The sequence below is a fragment of the Malaciobacter sp. genome, from assembly GCF_055140965.1.
In genome coordinates this window covers 56,874-72,921 of sequence record NZ_JBSRRO010000002.1, presented here as the reverse complement: position 1 = coordinate 72,921, position 16,048 = coordinate 56,874, and the positions used below count along the sequence as shown (strand labels likewise).

The following is a 16,048-nucleotide window of genomic DNA, read 5'->3' as shown; positions in this document are numbered from 1 at the left end:
AAGTAGATGAACTAATTCATCCACTCACTTATAATCTGTTTTTTATTAAATAAAGAGGCTTTTATTCTTGCTGCATTTGCAATACTTACAAGTTTTTTACTTGCATGTACTAAATTATCATTTATTAAAAAATAATCATATTTATCAATAGAGTTAATCTCTACTTTTGCATTTTCTACTCTTTTAGTAATTACATCTTTAGAATCAGTTGCTCTATTGTTTAACCTATTTTCCAACTCTTTTAAAGTAGGTGTTGTAATAAAAACAGAAGTTAAAAAAGAAGAGAGTTCTGTTTTTTTAACTAAATCATGCCCTTGTACATCAATATCAAAGATTACTAACTTTCCATCTTTTAAAGCCTCTTTTACAGGTTTTAAAGAAGTACCATAATAATTGCCATGTACATTTGCATACTCTAGAAAATTTTTAGCATTGATATCTTTTTCAAACTCTTCTTTTGATACAAAAAAATAATCAACACCATCTTTCTCACCTTCTCTTGGAGCTCTTGTTGTTGTTGAAATAGAAAAATAGTATTCATTAATATCTTTATATACTTCTTTTAAAAGTGTAGATTTTCCACATCCACTAGGACCTGATATAAGTAAAATGGCTCCAAACTTATCTTGCATTAGTTGTTATCCTTCAAAGTTAATTTTAAATCAATATCTTCACCATTTGAAAGTTTATCAATAACACTTTGGTCAAATTTCTCTAAAAGTGGTTTTAATTCATCAATACTATACTTATTTAAAATTAATTTTAAAGGTTGATTATTTGCAATATCATAATCACCAACTTCATTTAAGGCATCATCAATAATATCAGACAACTCTTTCCAATCTGTCTCTTTTTCACTATTTACAAACTCATTTTGTATATTATCATATCTTAAAATATCAGAGATTTTAGATAATTCATTATTATCCAAAACTCCCCCACTATTTAAAGTTGCTAATGTTACAATACTTTCATCATTTTCATCTTCAATATCAGAAGCTATATTATCAGCAAGTGATTCAACATAGTTTGTCAAATCTTCTGCTGAATCATCATTTATCATATTAGCTGCTGAATACTTTGCACTATTTTTAATATTTTCTTGCTTTTTTAAAGTCTCTTCTTCATCTATAAACTCTAATTGTTCTTTTATTATTTCTTGAAGTTGTAAAGGTAAAAAAGGTCTTGGAATAATAAAATCTCTTGCTTTTTCAAAGGGTAATTCATCATTGCAAATAGCTCCAAGTTTAGAACAAAATTTTTTCAATGAGTTAAATCTATCATCGATATATTCTTGATCAATAATTATAAAATCTTTTTTTTCTTGTACATTATAATCACTTTGAACAAACAGTTCTAAATCAAGTTTTTTACAAACAAGTTTAAAAATCTTTATAATTATTGGAGTATTACTAATCAATAATAAATTCACCCTATCTCCTCTAGCTTTAAATCAATAAGTTTATACGTTTTATCACACATTTTAGCAAGCTCTTCATCATGTGTTACTAAAATCAAACCTGCATTATATGAGTTTACATACTCAAAAAGTGCATCAATTACGTGAGTTGAAGTCTCTTTATCTAGATTTCCAGTAGGTTCATCAGCAAAAATTACTTTTGGTTTTTTTGTTAAAACCCTCGCAATTGATAATCTTTGCTGTTGACCTCCACTTAGTTCTCCAACTCCTTGATTAAGTACATATTCTATATCTAATACTTTTAATAGATCTGTATCAATCTCATTTAAACTAAGTAGTGTTGCAATATCTAGATTCTCTTTAGCACTAAATCCTCTAAATAAATAGTGTGCTTGAAATATTATACCAAAATCTTCTCTACGTATATTTAAAAGCTTTGATTTTTTTTGTTTATATATATCTTTTTGTTCAAAAAAAACTTCTCCACTATTAGGTTTTAAAAGTGATGATAAAATATTTAAAAGTGTAGATTTTCCACTACCACTCATACCTATAATAGCAATAGTCTCTTTTTGATGTAAAGATAAATTTATATCATTGAAAAGTTCATAGTCAAATTTATGAGAAACCCCTTTTGCTTCTAGCAAAAGGGGTTTACTTGTAGAGTGTGCCGAGTTTAAATTTTGTTCGTACACAATTAATCTTTAGTAGAGATTATTTACCCATTTGTTTTGCAACTTCTGCTGCAAAATCTTCTTCTTCTACTTCAATTCCCTCACCAAGTTCAAATCTGATGTATTCAACAAGTTTAATTGAAGAATCAACTTCTGCAATTGCTTGCTCAACAGTTTTTTTATCATCCATAACATAAGCTTGAGATAATAAAGCTAATCTACCATCTAATTGAGTATTATCTTGGATATATCTTTCGATTTTACCAGGAATAATTTTGTCCCAGATTTTTTCTGGTTTACCTTGCTCTTTTAATTCAGCTTCAAATTTAGCTTTTGCATTTGCAATAGCTTCATCTGTTAATTGAGATTTAGATACAAAATCAGGAATATTTTTCAATGGTTTACCTAATCTTTGTAATTCATCATTTTCTGCTTCAATTTCTGCTTTAATAGCTCTATTTTCTGCTTCAACAAACTCTGAATCTAAATCAGTATATGAAATAACAGTTGGTTTCATAGCTGATGCATGCATAGCAATATTTCTTAATAATGCAGCTGTTTTTTCTTTTGCAGCTTCATCACAAGTTGCAGCTAATAATACCCCAACTTTACCAGTTGCATGAACATAACCATTAACTACTTGATTTTCTACAGCAGCTAATTTTCTTGCTACTAAATTTTCACCAATAGTTGCAATTTTTTCATTTAAGAAAGTTCCAAACTCTTGTCCGTTGATTTTAGATGATGCTAAAGTTTCAGCATCTTTAATATCATTTGACTGTGCATGTGCAGTTATCTCTTTAGTTAAAGAGATAAAGTTTTCATTTTTTGCAACAAAGTCTGTTTGTGAGTTTAGCTCTAAAATTGTACCTTTAGTGTTATCTTCATTAATTAAAACAGAGATTAAACCCTCAGCAGCAACATTACCAGCTTTTTTAGCAGCTTTTCCAAGACCTGCTTCTCTTAAGTGTTGAACTGCTTTATCTAAATCACCCTCACACTCATTTAAAGCGTTTTTGCAATCAAGCATACCAGCACCAGTCATCTCTCTTAATTGTTTAATTAATTTTGGAGTTGCTCCTGCCATGATTATGCTTCCTCCTTCGCTTTTTCTTCTTTTTCTTCTTCAGCTACTGCTTCTGCAACAACTTCTTTTGTTTCTTCTTCGCTTACAGGTGCTTCAACTTCATCAGTACCCTCAGCATCAGCAGCTGCTGCTTTACCTTCATTAATTGCTGCAGCCATTTCTTGACAAAATAATTGAATTGATCTAATCGCATCATCATTTCCAGGAATTGGTAAATCTACTAAATCAGGGTCGCAGTTTGTATCTAATGGAGCTACAACTTTAATTCCTAATCTTCTAGCTTCTTTAATAGCAATTTTTTCTTTAACAGAATCAAGAACAAACATCATATCTGGGATATTATTCATCTCTTTAATTCCACCAAGATATAACTCTAATTTTTCTTCTTTTCTTGTAAGCATTAAAGCTTCTTTTTTAGTTAAAAGATCAAATTGACCTTCTTCTTTCATTTTTTTAATTACTTCTAATTTTCTAATTGATTTTTTAATTGTTCCGTAGTTTGTTAACATACCACCTAACCATCTGTGGTTAACATATGGCATTCCACAAGATTCAGCAGCTCTTTTTACAGCTTCACTAGCTTGTTTTTTAGTACCAACAAAGATCATAGTTTGACCCTCAGCAGCTGCATCTCTTACTACATTATATGTATATCTGAAATATCTTAATGTTTTTTGTAAGTCAATAATATAAATATTCTTTCTAACACCAAAAATATATTTTTTCATTTTTGGATTCCATCTTCTTGTTTGGTGTCCAAAGTGTACACCACATTCTAATAGGTCTTTCATAGTAACCATAGTTAATTCTCCTAAGTTTTTATTTTTTTCAATTGGGTTTAGCCTCTGTGCCCCTTAGTATCTGCATTGATACAACCCATTTTAGGATTGACACATGTGAGGTTTCTAATCATAATTATTTTATAAATCAAGATAAGAACGCGAATTTTACCTAATATAACTTTAATTTAAGTTTAAGCAATTATAAAGAGACAAAATCTCTTTTATTATTTAAAACTTTTATTAAATATCTTCTTGTCTCTTTATATGGCAACTCATTTACTAACTTTTTGTATACTTGTGAAGCACTACTTTTATTTATAATATCTTTAGCTTTTACTCTACTTGAACTAAATGTTTTTAAAACATTTCCACTTCCTGTATTATAAGCACTTATTACGCAATACTCTTTTGAAATAGGATTGTATAAACCTTTTAAATATCTTTCATTTAATATTTTTAAATATATAGTTCCTAATTTTATATTATTGTTTGCATTAAATAAATACTCTTTGCTTGGAGTATGAGTTTTATTTGTTAAATATTTATAAGAGTCTTTTCCAGCAGTACTAGGAACAACTTGCATTAATCCAATAGCTCCTGCATTACTTATTGCAAACTGATTAAAGTTACTTTCTGTTTTGATAATTGCATAAATCAAATTCTTACTTATCTTATATTTTTTTGAATACTTTTCAACAAGAGGTTTAAATTTGGCAACTCTTATACTTGCATGGTCTTTTACCATTGGTATTTTCACATAAGCAACTTTTGTATTTTTATTATCTTTTTTTATTGTTTTATATTTTATTTTTTTCGTTAATAACTTAGCAAATCTATTTGCCCTCCAAGAGTATCTAATCTCTTTATTTTGATCATCTTTAATTTCACCTAATAAATAAGGAGTTTTACCTAATTTTATCTTTTTTGCATTAAATAAATCTGCAGCTTGAGGATCTTCTGGCAATAATAAAGTTGTTACAATTGCATTATGTAAACTCTTCTTTGTATTATTTGTATCAAGTGTTTCAACTAAAACATATGCATTATCAAAATCTATTAAAGCTCTACTTTTATAGTTTTGCATATACTTAACATACTCTTTCTTTTTGGGCAATTTTACATTATTTTCACCCCAATTTTCAGTTATTGCTTTAGTAAAAGCAATCAATATTTTTCTAAAGTTTTTATCTAAAGATTTTATATCTTGTTCTAAGCTTTTAGGATTAGTAGCATAATTTATACTTTTTGACTTTGCAATAGATTTTAAAGCAGTTGTAGGATCTTGACTTATAGCAGCACGAGTTAAGTTATAAATATCAGAACTGCTACATCCAATTAAAAAAAATATTACTATAAAAATTAAAAAAGTTTTTTTCATAAAATTATATTAACAAAATAAACATAGATTATAATTGAAATATTTATTAAAATTTAAACTCTATTTATTACTATTTTGATAAAATTAAACAAAAAAGGTTATATAAAATATATGAATAGTTTTAAAACCATTATGCAAATAAAAAATGAATTGGCTAAAAAAATAGTTGGCCAAGAAGAGATGATTGATGCTTTACTAATTGGATTATTGACAAACGGGCATATTCTACTTGAAGGTGTTCCAGGACTTGCAAAAACTACAACTGTAAACTCATTAGCTAAGGTAATAAATGTAGATTTTAAAAGAGTTCAATTTACACCTGATTTATTGCCAAGTGATATTATTGGTGCACAAATTTATGATATGAAAACAGGTGAATTTAAAATAAAAAAAGGACCTATTTTTACGAATTTATTATTAGCAGATGAAATAAACAGAGCTCCTGCTAAAGTTCAATCAGCCCTACTTGAAGTTATGCAAGAAAGGCAAGTAACAATTGCTGAAAATAGTTTTAAAATAGATAAACCATTTTTAGTTTTAGCAACACAAAACCCAATTGAGCAAGAAGGAGCTTACACTCTTCCAGAAGCACAATTGGATAGATTCATGTTTAAAATAGTAGTTTCATATAATACAAAAGAACAAGAGTATGAAATAGCTAAAATGGCTTCTAGTAATGAAAAAATTAATCTTGAAAAAATCATAACAAAAGAAGAATTATTTAAACTAAAAGATGAAATATTAAATGTCCATATTGATAAAGAATTAGAAGAGTATATAGTTGATATTATTTGTGCAACAAGAGATCCAAAAAGTTATGGATTAGAAGAATTAAGTGAGCAAATAGAGTTTGGAGCAAGTCCAAGAGCAACTATTGATATGTTTAAAGCAGTTAAAGCTCAAGCATATTTAAGAGGAAATGACTATGTAAGCCCTATTGATATTGCATTGCTTGTAAAAAATATTTTAAGGCATAGAATTATTTTAAGTTATGAGGCTCAAGCACAAGATATAAATGTTGATGATGTAATTGATAAAATAGTAGAGAAAATAAATATTCCATAATGAATCCAAAAATAAAAAAGATTTTAATAAAAAGCAAAAAAGAGGTTTTTAGTGAAGTTGTTGGAAATAATAGCTCAAAGCTAAAGGGTGAAGGCTACGATTTTTTAGAACTTAAAGAGTATGAATATGGAGAAGACGTAAAAAATATTGATTGGGTTATTAGTGCAAAACTTCAAAAGCCATATGTAAAAGTTTTCCATGCACAAAAAGAGTTAAATATAAACCTAGTTGCTTTATTAAATGGAAGTGTACATTTTGGTACGGATAAATTCAAACAAGAATTAATATGTGAGATTTGTTCTATTTTAGCTTTTAGTGCAATAAAACAAGGTGATGCCTTTAGTTCATATATTGCAAATGAAACTCTAACTTTTTGTACTAAAAAAAGTAAAAGAACTTTTAGTGTAAATAAAATGACTGAAAATATTTTTGAATACAAAAGTGTAAATAAAAAGCTAAATTATAAGAATATAACAAACTCTATTTTTTCACAAATAAAAAGGCGTTCTCTTATATTTTTAATAGGTGACTTTTTTAATGTAGAAAGTTTGGATATAAAACTTCTAAGCAAAAAACATGAAATTGTAGTAATAATAGTAAGAGATAGATTTGAAGAAAACTTGACAACTTTAGGAAATATTAATTTAAAAGATTTGGAAAATGGCTTTGAGTACAATGGAGTTGTAAATACTCAAGCTCTTAAAGATTATAAAGAACAGATTAAAAAAAACGATCATATTTTATATGAACATTTAAGAAAGTGCAATGCAAACTTTATAAAAATATATACAGATGAAAATCCCATTTCAAAACTAGTAAGGTTAATGAAATAATGAATGAACTAAAAATAAATGACATAAAAGGCTTAGTTTCTATTTTAGACTACTCTTATTTTATATATATTTTTTTAATTGTTGCAACTGTTTTAATTATAATAATTATACTTTTACAGCTAATTAGGATATTTTACAAAAGAAAAAAAAGTGATGAGCAAATAGCATATGAAATATTAGAGAAACTAGATTTAAATAATACAAAAGATGCAGCTTATAAAATTACAAAATATGGAAGAGTTGCATCTACTGATAATAGATCAAAAAGATTATTTTTCCAACTAGAAGAAAAGTTAGAAAAATATAAATACAAAAAAGAAGTAGCTAAATTTGATGAAGATATTATTAATGAATATAAAAGATTTGTGGATGCAATAGATGTATAATTTTAGTTTTGAGTACCCTTATTTATTTTTACTTTTAATACCATTTTTATTCTGCTTTATTTATTGTAAAGCAAAAGAATCAAGTTATTTTATGCCACATCTTAATTTACTTAATGAAAGTACTAAAAAAAGTACATTATTAATAAATTTACTAAAATATCTAACTGTAATACTTGCAATAACAGCTTTAGCTTCTCCTGTTAAAATTAAAAATACTCAGTTTATTAATAGTGATGGAATTGATATTGTATTAAATCTTGATACAAGTGACTCAATGAAACAAAGAGGTTTTAATAAATTTGATTTACAAGAAAATAGATTTGATGTAGTAAAAGAGCTTGCAAGTGATTTTATTGATAAAAGAATAAATGATAATATAGCTCTTGTTGTATTTGGAAACAGTTCACTTATTGCTTCAACTTTAAGTTTTGATAAACAAGCACAAAAGGAGATTTTAAACTATTTAGATATAGGAATTGTTGGTCCAAGAACAGCATTAATTGACTCTTTGGCAAGTAGTGTAAAGATATTAAAAAACTCAAAATCAAAAAGTAAAATCATAATTTTACTTAGTGATGGTGAAGATACTTCAAGTCAAATACCTTTTAATATTGTATTAAAACTTCTTAAAAAATATAATATAAAAGTTTATACTATTGCAATTCAAAGTCAAAATAGATATATATTAAATAAAATTGCAAAAGATACAAATGGTAAATACTTCAATGCAAATAATAAAGAAGATTTACAAAATGTTTATAAACAAATCAATGAACTAGAAAAGAGTAAACTCAAAAAGAATAAAGTTATATTAAAAGAGTATTACTACTTTTATCCTTTGTTTATAGCTACCATTATATTAATTTTGTTAATATACTTAAAAAATAAAGAGTAAGGGGTCAAAAGTATGCTAGAAAGTAAAAGTGAAGAGTTAAAAAAAGCCTTAGAAAAAAGCATGTCAAAAGAGAATATTCAAGAAAAACTAATGGAAGAAAAATTAAAACAAGACCAATTAAACCAACAAGAAAAACAAAAACAAAAAAGAATTTTTTATATATTAATTACTATTTTTACATTAATAATTATTAGCCTAAGTGCTTATTTATTAAATACAAATGAAAATAGTCAAATTGCTAAAGAAGATACTAATAAAAAATTGCAAAAAGAGCTTACAAAAAATGAAAATAGCATTAAAGAAGTAGAAGATATTCAAAAAGACGCTACTAAGCCAATTATTAAAGAAAAAATTATTACAAAAGAAGTAGTAGTTGAAAAAAAAGTACCTTTATCAAATGAGAATTTTAAAGAGTTCTTTAATACTAAAAAGTTTAATCTTGCAAAATGCTACAACTATAAAACTTTTGAATATATGCCAACAAAAGCTTGTAAAGAAAACTTATCAACATTTTTAGCAAAAAATCAAAAAGCTATTCGTTTAGAAATTATTGGCGTTATTTCAAAAGATGATATTAAAGAAGCATCAAAACTATCAAAAGATGAAAAAATTAAAGAGTATATTCTAAGAGGTGTAGCAAGAGATAGAGTTGTTGAGGCCTCATGGTTAGTAAAAGAAATAAATGAAGATAAAAATATAGTAATAACTCCTGTGAATTATTATATAAAATCTCAAAAAAACAATAAAGGTATAGTACTTAGAGCATATTATTAAATATGCTTAAGCACTTCATCTTTATCTACTAAAGGAAATTTTTTATCATAAATTATTTGATAAGGTTCATCCCCTTTTCCAAGTATTAATAAAACAGAATTTTTGTTCTGTTTTGCTAATTCAATACCTTTTTTAATAGCTTCTTTTCTATTTACTTCAATAGTTAAATTATCTTTATTAGGTATTGCTTTACAAATATCTTCAATAATCAAATCTGGATCTTCAAACCTTGGGTTATCTGATGTTACAATTATATGTTTTGCAAAATTTGTTGCAAGTTGCCCCATAAGTGGTCTTTTGTCTTTATCTCTATCTCCACCTGCACCAAATACTGTTATAATATCTTTATGATTAAAGCTTTCATAAACCTCTTTCATACCATCAGGAGTGTGAGCAAAATCAATTATAATAAGTGGCTCAACACTTACAATTTCCATTCTTCCACTAACTCCTGCAAAATTCTCAACAGCTTCACAAATCTCATCTAATGTTTTATTTGTAGTTAAATGTACACTTGCAATTGCTGCCATTAGATTATAAATATTAAAAATACCCATCATTGATGATGAAAAAGAGTGCATTTTTTCAATATTTGAAAACATTACATGCATTCCATTTTTAAATGAATATGCTGTAACTTTATAAGTTGAAGGATTTTCTAAAGAGTATGTATATGCATTTTTAGTATTAAACTTAACAACTTTGTCATCTTTATTAATAAGTTTTTTACTAGCATCACTAAAAAATGAATTTTTTACATTTATATACTCTTCTATTGTCTTATGATAATCTAAATGATCTCTTGTTATATTTGTATGAACTTTTAATTCAAAATCAATTCCCTCTACTCTTTTTTGTTCAATTGCATGGGAACTTACTTCTGTTACAAAGAAATCACATTTATTATCAATGGCTTTTTGTATATGAGCAAAGTTTGCAAGTTGTACAGGAGTAGTTAAAGTATAATCTTCAACTTTTTCATCATTTATAAAAAAACCTCTTGTACCTTGAAGTGCAACTTTATATCCTAAATCTAAAAGTATTGAGTAAATTGCAGCTGCTGTTGTTGTTTTTCCATTTGTTCCTGTTATTCCAATAACTTTTATTGAAGAAAAATCAACATAATCTTTTAACTTTGTTGAGGGAATTAAATCAACACAATTATTTGCTTTTGCATCATCGCAAAACTTTTCATTTTGTGATGAATAAACAAAAGCAACTTCACTATTTGCTTCTTTTGAATTATCTGTAAATTTTTTATTATTTATGGTTATTAGCAATTTTTTTCTCTTCTAATTTTTTATATAGCTCTTCAATCTCTTTATCATAAGTAAAATACTCATTAAAACCATCCAAATAGCTATAAGCAGTAGTATTAAACCCGTTATCAATTAATTTTGAAACAAAATCAAAAAAATCTTCTTTTGATTCTATTGCTACCTTTGTAGAAAACATAATATCTTCAAAAGCCACTCTAAAAGATCCCCTAGAATCTACTAGTTTTTTAAAATCATCATATTTTATTGCATCAAGGGAATCAACACCTATTTCAGTGATATCTTTTAACATTTCCATCATTTTATCAATATCACCATCATAAACATTTACAACCTCTTCAACATAAGAGATTGCAGCTTCCATATCTTCTAAAGATGCAGCAGAAAAATAGTCATATAAAGTTAATGCTTTTTGCTCATCTTCACTAGCAATATCGCAAAAAATAGCATAGACTTTATACTCCCTTTTTAAAGGGAATAAAGATGAAAGTTGAGAATATAAAAAAAGAGCTTTATCATACTCTTTATTCAAAAAATATGAATTTGCTTCATTTAATAATCTTTTCTCATTTATCATTAAAGTTCCTCTAAACTATTTTCCATACCTTGTGGTACGTTTATAATCTCTAATTCTGGATGTATTGCTGCTTTTAACTCTTTTTCAACAACATACTTTAAAGTACTACCACTTGCACTACATCCAACACATGCACCTTGTAGTTGCACAAAAACTTTTCCATCTTTAATATCAATCAATGATATAGCTCCTCCATCTTGTGCTAACATAGGAGCTACTTTATTTTCAATTATTGTACTAACTGGAAGTTTCAAATCTTCATCTGAAAATGGCATCATATTAAATTTACCTCTTCTTTTTTTTATTTACTAAAAATACTGCAATAGCAATAACTACAAGAATTACTCCTACTGTTTTAAATACAAAAGATAGTGTTACTGGATCTTCAAACATTAAGCTAATACACTTTCACATCTTTTACATAAAGTATCTTCATTCTCTGATTTGAATTTCCAACATCTTGGACACTTCTCATCATTTACTTTACAAACTTCAAATTTATAAGAATCAATCTCAAAAGATACTAATACTTCACTATCTAAACTTTGAGTAACACAACTTACTAAAAATAAATCTTCTGCTTCAACAGTTGGTAAAGCTAAAATATCTTCAGAGTTTGTAACTATTGCTAATTCTAGCGTAGATTTAATTACTTTTTCTTTTTTAAGTGTATCAATAGCTTCTGAAAATTTTTCTTTAGCTTTTAATAAAATTTCTTCGTTAAGATTACTTTCAATTTCAGGTAATTTTTCATCTTCCAAATCAAAAATATCTTGGGCATCACCTTTTATAAATGCTGGTGCATACTCTAATAATTCATCCATTGTATATGTTAAAATACAAGATAAAGTAGTAATAAGTTTTTTAGTAATTAAAGCCATTGCACTTTGTGAGCTTCTTCTATGTATAGCATCTTTATCATCACAATATAATCTATCTTTACAAACATCTAAATAAATACCAGATAAATCTACTACTAAAAAGTTATTTAACTTATTTAATCCTTTTGAAAACTCGTAAATTGCAAATGAATCTTCTATTTCTGTAAATACTTTTTTAGCTTTTGCTAAAATCCATTTATCAAGTTCAGTCATTTTATCAAGAGATACTATTTCATCTAAATCATCAATATTTGCAAGTAAAAATCTTGAAGTATTTCTTATTTTTCTATACATCTCTGCATTTTGCTTTAAGATATTATCAGAGATTTTTAAATCACTTTGATAATCACTCATTGCAACCCACATTCTTAAGATTTCACTTCCGTATTGTTTCATAACTTTATCAGGAGCAACAACATTACCTTTTGACTTAGACATTTTTTCACCTTTTTCATCAACAGTGAAACCATGTGTCAAAATAGATTTATAAGGAGCAACTTCATTTGATGCTAAAGTAGTTAAAAGTGAAGATTGGAACCAACCTCTGTGTTGGTCACTCCCTTCTAAATACATATCAGCAGGAAATGTTCCAGCATCATAATTTCTACTTCTTAATACCGCATTTTGAGTAGAACCACTATCAAACCACACATCTAAAATATCCATTGTTTTTTCTAAATCATCTGGATTTAATCCACTTCCTGGATATAATAACTCTTCAATTGATAAATCATACCAAGCATCACAACCTTTTTGTTCAAAAATCATTGCAGTATAATTTAATACTTTTTCATCAAAGATAATCTCATCAGTTTTTTTATTTCTAAAAAATGCAATTGGTACACCCCAATCTCTTTGTCTTGAAATACACCAATCAGGTCTTCCCTCTATCATAGATTTTAATCTATTTCTTCCCCACTCTGGATAGAATGTAAGATCTTCAACTACTTTAAGTGCATTTTCTCTTAAAGTTTTATTTTCTTTTCCATACTCATCATCAATTGAAATAAACCACTGTTTTGTTGCTCTAAAAATAATTGGTTTATGTGTTCTCCAACAATGTGGATATGAGTGTCTTATGTCAATTCTACTTAATAAAGCCTCACCTAACTCTTCTAAAATTAACTCATTTGCTTTAAATACATGAACACCTAGATATTTATCTGTATCTTTAAAAAGTTTTTCTCTTACAATTGTTTCATCATATTTACCATAAGCATCAACTGGCATTAATACTTCAAGACCATATTTTAATCCAACTTTATAGTCATCTTCACCATGCCCAGGAGCTGTATGAACTGCACCTGTACCAGCATCCATTTCAACATGATCTGCTAAAATAACTTTTGAAGTTCTTCCATTTAAAGGGTTAATTGCATTTGTATTTTCAAGCTCTTTTGGGCAAACATCTTTTACAATCTCACCTTTAATTACCTCATTTTCTACTAAAGTATTATAAAGTTTTTTTGCAACAATAAACTTATCACTTGTTAATACATACTCTTCTTCACCATTTAGTGCAATTCCTGAATTTGAAGGAATTGTCCAAGGAGTAGTTGTCCATATAACTAAACTTGCATCTAGTGTTTCATGTTTAAAAGCAACATATATTGATGGTGAAGTTTTATCTTCATATTCAACTTCTGCTTCAGCTAGTGCAGTTTGTGCAGCCCATGACCAATAAACTGGCTTACTTCTTTGAACTAATAAACCTTGTTTTGCAATTGCACAAAGTTCTCTATAAATATTAGCTTCAAATTTAAAATCCATAGTCAAATAAGGATTATCCCAATCCCCAAGAACACCAAGTTTTTTAAATTCATCTCTTTGAATATCTACAAATCTTGAAGCATGTTCTCTGCAAAGCTCTCTAATTTTTGATTTAGGTAACTCTTTTTTCTTTGTATTACCTATTTTTTCTTCTACTTTTTGCTCAATTGGTAAACCATGACAATCCCAACCTGGAACATATCTAACTGACTTACCATTAAAATAGTGATACTTAACAATAATATCTTTTAATACTTTATTTAATGCATGACCTATATGAATATGCCCATTTGCATAGGGTGGTCCATCATGTAGAGTAAAGCTAGGTCTGCCTTCTCTATTTTTTTTCATTCTGTTATAAACTTTTTTTTCATCCCAAGCCTTATATTTTTTAGGCTCATTTTGCGGTAAACTTCCTCTCATAGGAAACTTTGTTTTTGGAAGCAATAAACTCTCTTTATAATCCATATCTGTACTACCTTCAATATATTTAAGTATTTGTTCTTATTTATTAAATTGTAGATTATATCTAAGATTTAGTAAAAGTAGATTTAACTAACAAAGTTTTAAGGTTTTATAAATATAAAATAATAGTTATTTTTTTTATTAGATTTTTATTATTTAGCTAAAATGTAATTTTTTTGTTTACTTACCATAGAAGTAACCATTAAAAATAAAAATGCACAATTATTGTACATTACATATAGAATATTTTCTGTTATAATGTTACGAAAGAGGATATATTATATTAATTATGTACAGTTTTTTTTATTTTTATACCAAAAATGATTTAAATATGATAGTATCCTTTATATTTTAAAAACTTGATGGGGATTATTAATATGAACGAGAAACATTATGAAGTAGTTATTGTCGGTGGAGGCATTTCTGGTGCGGCGTTATTTTATGAGCTAGCCAAATATACAAATACAAAAAGTGTTTGTATGTTAGAAAAATATGAAGATTTAGCTACTTTAAACACAAAAGGAACAAGTAACTCACAAACAATTCATGTGGGTGATATAGAAACAAATTATACATTAGAAAAAGCAAAAATTACAAAAAGAACTGCAAAAATGATTGAAAAATTTTGTCTTCAATATAATTTGCAAGATAAAATTATGTTCAAACATCAAAAAATGGCTTTAGGTGTTGGAGAAAAAGAAGTAGAATTTATAAAAAATAGATATGAAGAGTTTAAAACAGTTTTCCCTTATTTAGAGCTTTGGGACAAAGAAGACTTAAAAAAACTAGAGCCAAAACTAGTCTATTTAGAAAATGGACAAGAAAGACCTGAACCTATTTTAGCAATGGGTGCAAAAGATGAATATACAACTGTAGAATATGGACAAATGACAAAAGAGCTTGCAAAAGCAGCTCAAGCATGTGAAGATATTAGAACAGATATATTTTATAATTCAGAAGTAGATGAAATAGAGCAACTTGGAGAATTGTATAAAATTACAACAAAATCAGGAACTGTTTTTACTGCTGATTTTGTTGTTGTAAATGCTGGTGCACACTCATTATATTTAGCACACAAAATGGGTTATGGGAAACATATGGGTTGCTTACCAATGGCTGGAAGTTTTTATATGACTAATGAAGAGTTTTTAAATGGTAAAGTATACATGGTACAAAATGATAAACTTCCATTTGCAGCACTTCATGGTGATCCAGATATTTTAGCAGATGGGAAAACAAGATTTGGTCCAACTGCACTTATGCTTCCAAAACTAGAAAGATACAAACCAGGTACTTATTTAGATTTCTTTAAAACTTTAAATCTTGATGGAAATATTATTAAAATATTTTGGGACTTATTAAAAGATAGTGAAATAAGAAATTATGTATTAAGAAACTTCTTATTTGAAGTTCCAGGCTTAAATAAAAAGCTTTTTGTAAAAGATGCTAGAAAAATTGTTCCATCATTACAAGAAGAGGATATAGAGTATGCAAAAGGCTTTGGAGGAATTAGACCTCAAGTTCTAAATAAAGAACAACAAAGATTAATGCTTGGTGAGGCTTCAATTAATACAGGTAAAGGAATTATATTTAATATGACTCCAAGTCCAGGTGCTACATCTTGTTTAGGAAATGCAAAAAGAGATATTCATACAATTACTGAATATTTAAATTTAGAGTTTGATGAAAAACAATTTTTAGCAGATTTAACAGAAGATGAATAGACTACATTATATATAGTATGATTTTCATACTATATATATTCTCCATTACACTTATTAACT

General features: G+C 27.1%; 16 protein-coding genes. 6 read left to right on the top strand and 10 right to left on the bottom strand.

The window, feature by feature from the left end:
* Positions 1-11 precede the first annotated feature (11 nt).
* The 6 genes from gmk to ACTCCZ_RS01065 form a co-directional block, all read right to left on the bottom strand.
* Entirely contained in the window at positions 12-632 is a 621-nt protein-coding gene (gmk, locus tag ACTCCZ_RS01090) for a guanylate kinase (RefSeq protein WP_079577350.1), read from the bottom strand.
* Positions 632-1,432 (bottom strand): hypothetical protein, encoded by an 801-nt coding sequence (locus ACTCCZ_RS01085; RefSeq protein ID WP_079577349.1) that lies wholly within the window; start codon positions 1,430-1,432, stop codon positions 632-634. Before ACTCCZ_RS01085 ends, gmk begins: the two co-directional genes overlap by 1 nt.
* A complete protein-coding gene (locus ACTCCZ_RS01080; protein ID WP_228145281.1) occupies positions 1,429-2,115 on the bottom strand; it encodes an ABC transporter ATP-binding protein in 687 nt (228 codons plus the stop codon). Before ACTCCZ_RS01080 ends, ACTCCZ_RS01085 begins: the two co-directional genes overlap by 4 nt.
* Positions 2,116-2,134: 19 nt before the next feature.
* Complete coding sequence (tsf, locus tag ACTCCZ_RS01075) at positions 2,135-3,181, bottom strand: translation elongation factor Ts (RefSeq protein ID WP_079577348.1); 1,047 nt, start codon at positions 3,179-3,181, stop codon at positions 2,135-2,137.
* Positions 3,182-3,183: 2 nt separating this feature from the next.
* Positions 3,184-3,981 (bottom strand): 30S ribosomal protein S2, encoded by a 798-nt coding sequence (gene rpsB / locus ACTCCZ_RS01070; protein WP_079577347.1) that lies wholly within the window; start codon positions 3,979-3,981, stop codon positions 3,184-3,186.
* Positions 3,982-4,162: 181 nt separating this feature from the next.
* Positions 4,163-5,341, bottom strand: a complete 1,179-nt coding sequence (locus ACTCCZ_RS01065) for a murein transglycosylase domain-containing protein (protein WP_079577346.1) — start codon at positions 5,339-5,341, stop codon at positions 4,163-4,165.
* A 111-nt stretch (positions 5,342-5,452) separates the two neighbouring features.
* Here ACTCCZ_RS01065 and ACTCCZ_RS01060 point away from each other — a divergent pair, with 111 nt between their 5' ends.
* The 5 genes from ACTCCZ_RS01060 (at position 5,453) to ACTCCZ_RS01040 (ending at position 9,294) form a co-directional block, all read left to right on the top strand.
* Entirely contained in the window at positions 5,453-6,406 is a 954-nt protein-coding gene (locus tag ACTCCZ_RS01060) for an AAA family ATPase (RefSeq protein WP_079577345.1), read from the top strand.
* Entirely contained in the window at positions 6,406-7,239 is an 834-nt protein-coding gene (locus ACTCCZ_RS01055; RefSeq protein ID WP_079577344.1) for a DUF58 domain-containing protein, read from the top strand. The genes ACTCCZ_RS01060 and ACTCCZ_RS01055 overlap by 1 nt, the downstream gene beginning before the upstream one ends.
* A complete protein-coding gene (locus tag ACTCCZ_RS01050) occupies positions 7,239-7,625 on the top strand; it encodes a hypothetical protein (protein ID WP_079577343.1) in 387 nt (128 codons plus the stop codon). The genes ACTCCZ_RS01055 and ACTCCZ_RS01050 overlap by 1 nt, the downstream gene beginning before the upstream one ends.
* A 91-nt stretch (positions 7,626-7,716) precedes the next feature.
* Positions 7,717-8,520: a VWA domain-containing protein gene (locus ACTCCZ_RS01045; protein ID WP_196778462.1), complete on the top strand. Its 804-nt coding sequence runs from the start codon at positions 7,717-7,719 to the stop codon at positions 8,518-8,520.
* A 12-nt stretch (positions 8,521-8,532) separates the two neighbouring features.
* Entirely contained in the window at positions 8,533-9,294 is a 762-nt protein-coding gene (locus ACTCCZ_RS01040) for a hypothetical protein (protein WP_079577341.1), read from the top strand.
* Here the strand turns inward: ACTCCZ_RS01040 and ACTCCZ_RS01035 are convergent.
* From ACTCCZ_RS01035 to ileS, 4 genes are all read right to left on the bottom strand, one after another.
* A complete protein-coding gene (locus ACTCCZ_RS01035; protein WP_079577340.1) occupies positions 9,291-10,574 on the bottom strand; it encodes a UDP-N-acetylmuramoyl-L-alanyl-D-glutamate--2,6-diaminopimelate ligase in 1,284 nt (427 codons plus the stop codon). The two genes, ACTCCZ_RS01040 and ACTCCZ_RS01035, sit on opposite strands and share 4 nt — an antisense overlap.
* Entirely contained in the window at positions 10,555-11,148 is a 594-nt protein-coding gene (locus ACTCCZ_RS01030; RefSeq protein ID WP_079577339.1) for a hypothetical protein, read from the bottom strand. The genes ACTCCZ_RS01035 and ACTCCZ_RS01030 overlap by 20 nt, the downstream gene beginning before the upstream one ends.
* On the bottom strand, positions 11,148-11,426 hold the full coding sequence (locus ACTCCZ_RS01025) for a NifU family protein (protein ID WP_079577338.1): 279 nt from the start codon (positions 11,424-11,426) through the stop codon (positions 11,148-11,150). The genes ACTCCZ_RS01030 and ACTCCZ_RS01025 overlap by 1 nt, the downstream gene beginning before the upstream one ends.
* 114 nt (positions 11,427-11,540) lie before the next feature.
* Positions 11,541-14,267 carry an isoleucine--tRNA ligase gene (ileS, locus tag ACTCCZ_RS01020; RefSeq protein ID WP_079577337.1) on the bottom strand — a complete coding sequence of 909 codons (2,727 nt, stop codon included), beginning with the start codon at positions 14,265-14,267 and terminating at the stop codon, positions 11,541-11,543.
* Between the two features lie 374 nt (positions 14,268-14,641).
* Here ileS and ACTCCZ_RS01015 point away from each other — a divergent pair, with 374 nt between their 5' ends.
* Entirely contained in the window at positions 14,642-15,988 is a 1,347-nt protein-coding gene (locus tag ACTCCZ_RS01015; protein ID WP_079577336.1) for an FAD-dependent oxidoreductase, read from the top strand.
* Positions 15,989-16,048 lie beyond the last annotated feature (60 nt).